The 3,487-nt window shown below is 30.3% G+C and carries 5 protein-coding genes; 3 read left to right on the forward strand and 2 right to left on the reverse strand.

The window, feature by feature from the left end; all coding sequences use genetic code 11:
• Positions 1 to 105: 105 nt before the first annotated feature.
• Positions 106 to 360: a hypothetical protein gene (locus tag DRF58_RS17815; protein WP_116037284.1), complete on the reverse strand. Its 255-nt coding sequence runs from the start codon at positions 358 to 360 to the stop codon at positions 106 to 108.
• A gap of 145 nt (positions 361 to 505) precedes the next feature.
• Between DRF58_RS17815 and DRF58_RS17820 the strand changes: the two genes are divergently transcribed.
• A complete protein-coding gene (locus DRF58_RS17820) occupies positions 506 to 688 on the forward strand; it encodes a type II toxin-antitoxin system HicA family toxin (RefSeq protein WP_116037285.1) in 183 nt (60 codons plus the stop codon).
• A 65-nt stretch (positions 689 to 753) separates the two neighbouring features.
• Entirely contained in the window at positions 754 to 1,164 is a 411-nt protein-coding gene (locus tag DRF58_RS17825) for a type II toxin-antitoxin system HicB family antitoxin (RefSeq protein WP_116037289.1), read from the forward strand.
• A 51-nt stretch (positions 1,165 to 1,215) separates the two neighbouring features.
• Here the strand turns inward: DRF58_RS17825 and DRF58_RS17830 are convergent, their stop codons facing one another.
• Positions 1,216 to 2,610, reverse strand: coding sequence for a hypothetical protein (locus tag DRF58_RS17830; protein WP_116037287.1), 1,395 nt, complete (start codon positions 2,608 to 2,610; stop codon positions 1,216 to 1,218).
• Positions 2,611 to 3,233: 623 nt separating this feature from the next.
• On the opposite strand from DRF58_RS17830, the gene DRF58_RS18985 reads away from it, so the two are divergent.
• Positions 3,234 to 3,365, forward strand: coding sequence for a hypothetical protein (locus DRF58_RS18985; protein WP_262510785.1), 132 nt, complete (start codon positions 3,234 to 3,236; stop codon positions 3,363 to 3,365).
• Positions 3,366 to 3,487: the final 122 nt, after the last annotated feature.

Below are 3,487 nucleotides of genomic sequence, written 5' to 3' on the forward strand. Positions count from 1 at the left end.
TAATAATTCGTTAAATATTTGAATTTCAGAAACTTAAATATACGAATTATTACTTTTCATTGCAAATTTTATTTCATTTCTTATCCCGAACTCAGGTTAAATAATTTAAAGTGTTTTCTTTAACCATTCCGCAGGAATTTTATTCTTATCAGTAATTTCCATTCCGTAACCTGCTACCTCTTGTAATAGGTCAAATAAAATATAATTTGTTCTATGAGATATATTCATATAGCCACTTCGGGGTTGGTTAGTTGCTTCAATTACTCTAACGTCTCCTTTAGAATACTCGACAAGTGCTAATACAGACAAAATTTGTCCATTAGTATTAAACTTTATATTACTTTCAATTACATTATACATCGTACGGTTTAAACAAAATTTTGAACAAACTTAAGATATGGGAATTTAAGTTAAAAACAAAAATATAACAAAAACGTTATAAAATATTTTAATATAACAAAAATGTTATATACCTTTGTATTATTAAATATAAGCTGATGAAAAGATGAACTCGAAATATCTTATTAATTTGCTTGAAGCGGACGGCTGGTATTTGGTAAGGACTAAAGGTAGTCATAACCATTTCAAGCATAACGTTAAAAAGGGATTGGTGACCGTCCCCCATCCTAAGAAAGATATGCCTTTAAAAACGGTAAATTCTATTTTGAAACAAGCGGGGCTTAAATAGCCCTTCTTGTTTTGAAAAATGCAATAAAGAAAGTTAGGAAATTTATTAAAGACAGGGAGAAACACATGTTAAACCGTACAATCGAGGTTTTTATTGAAAAAACCGAAGATGGAACCTATTGGGGTACATCACAAAACTTCGAAGGTATTATAACAACTTTTGGAGAAAGTCTAGAGGAGTTAAAAACCAATTTCGAAGAAGCATTCGCAGACCACATGGAATTAGCGAAAGAAACAAATGAAGATTATGCAAATGATTATGACAATATCACATTTCAGTACGAAATGGATATATCTTCATTTTTTGAGCTTGTTCCAGAACTAAAGATTTCGTACATCGCAAAAAAAGCAAATATGAATGAATCTTTAGTACGACAGTATAAGAATGGGATTACAGCTGCTTCACAAGATCAAGCCAAAAAGATACAGCAAGCTGTACACGAGCTTGGTCGTGAGCTTTTATCCGTAAAATTCTAAATTTTTAATAGTTTAAAAAAAGTCACTAATAAAGGTGACTTTTTTTATGAATTACTCCCAAACTTTCATTTTTAAGTTCGGAGCATATCCAATTTCACGGATAAAAATATCATGAACTTGCTCAGATATAATATCAATATCCGATTTTTTAGTTATGATACAGTCATGAAGTGAAAAAAGGGGAATTTTTCTTTTAAACTTATTATTTATTTCACGAGCTACTATATTTAGCATAAAATGAGACTCTAGCTGAAATAACAGATAAGATAATCTCTTATGGCGGTCAGTACTCTTTGTATTTTTTAATTTTAGTTGCTTAAAAACTTTGATAAATTCGTGGATGGTGGGGAACTGTTCATATAAGGTTTCTTGTTCCCATTGAAACTGGTTGTTTTTTGCAAAAAGCATAGAAAGAAATCTACTTTTACTGTATTTCCTTAAATCTGAGACATCTCCGTCAAAAACATTCCCAAACTTACTTTCAAAGTAAAATTCGAAATTTGGGGCATTTAAAAACTTATCCATAAAGTTATCATATATTGTATCGTTCAATACTAACGCCTTGAAATCCTCAACCTCCTTACTAGAAAGAGATACAGAAGACTTTACTAACATATAAAGGGATAGTATGTTCTTGTTGTATATTTGGTTATGTAGTATATTATATGGTTGTGACTCTTTTATGGTTAAATTTAGTATATATGAAAGAAAAAAAGGGATAGAAGCCGATAAATCAACTTCTGCTAAAGGCTCATTTCCATATTTGAGATACTTTCTACATATCTTGGGAAACGAAGTTATAGCAGTATGTAATCTCCCGTCTGTATTAGGTCTATGATAAAAAGGAAAATGACTATTCTTAAAATCTACAACTTTTAATACGTTTGAAAGGTATTGTTTATAGTTTCCACTGACTTTATATTCAGTATAAAGGTCTTTTAGCGCTTCTTGATCGTCGATTTCAAATGCCTTGGGACTAAAATAACCACATACAAAATTGAACCTTTTTTTCACAGTATTATGAATAGTAGGTTTCTTCTTTTTCTTTATATTTTTCACAAGTGTATGTTCCGATATTTTTATAATCTCAAGTTCTCCATCTCCCCAAAAATATTCCGGTAAGCGATATGAGTAACATTCTCCAGGACCATAATTTTTTCTGTGCAAAAGACGGCCCTCACCAAAAAAATCTTCATAAAGGTAATCTATATGACGTTTTGACTGTCTAGATATGCTCTGCATTATGACAGAAGATCGTGGAATAAATTGATTGATTACTGATTCAATTTTAGTATTTTGACTTGTATGTTTTTTCATCGATTCTCTAATAATTTCTGCTATATAGTAATAGCAAAAATCTTTACTGAATTTAAAATTAGGAGGAAATTTTGATAAGCGTTGCTCTAAATTTAAAAACTTAGGGACTGCTATAAAATACTCAGACATAGTTTCTTAAATAAGTATAAAGTTATGATAATCTTTGTTAAATAAAATATTTAAACCTGGTATGATGTTCTTATTTACATCAAATGTTTTCTCTGTCTATAATGACAATTTGAGATATTACAGGTAATAAATTTTCAGTGCTATATGAAACTTAAGAGTTTCTTTTAGCTAGTTGGATTTCGCTGTTTTCGATCGTAACTTTACGACACCAAAGTCTCCAAGGAGGCTTTTTTTTGTGCCATATTCTTGCGTCACAACTTGAGTGAGGTTCGGAGATTATTTTTGTCCTTTCAGATGAAATCGAACAATTTTATCTTTATAAGTAGGGATGGTAAACTAGTTTTCATTTTCGCATAACACATTTTGAAAACCATTGAAAATATCTTTGTTTATCGATGGTTGAAAGAGTTTTAATTGCTGTCCTTTCGCAAGAAGTTAAGGAAAAATAGATTTGCTCCAGAGCGATATTATCTTTGAAGAAATGGTAAAACAGGGTAAGACCAAATATAAAATAAAACAGGTTTTAAAAAGGGATAAGGACTGAAATATAATGACAAATAAAAATAAAAAAGAACAATTCAATTTTAGGAGATATTTAATAATAAATAGAAACATTAGAAATTATGATAGATGTATTTACATTAGTTGTGCTAACAGGAATGATAGTATTGTTAGCAGGAATTTTCAAATATGGAAAATTCAAAGGGTATGTTAAACTTTTCGATGCGGGCTTCGGTTTCGAGGGGGAAAGTTAGAATTGAGAAAAGCGGGTAAAATCCTAGTCATGGTCGGAAAAAAAATCCGGCCATTTTTTATGTTTTGGTTTTAAAAACTTTTGTAGGGTCTCCTCCTGCAAAAACGATTAAAATAGCCGTAA

Origin of the sequence: Epilithonimonas hispanica (genome assembly GCF_003385395.1) — a bacterium.
GTDB lineage: Bacteria > Bacteroidota > Bacteroidia > Flavobacteriales > Weeksellaceae > Epilithonimonas > Epilithonimonas hispanica.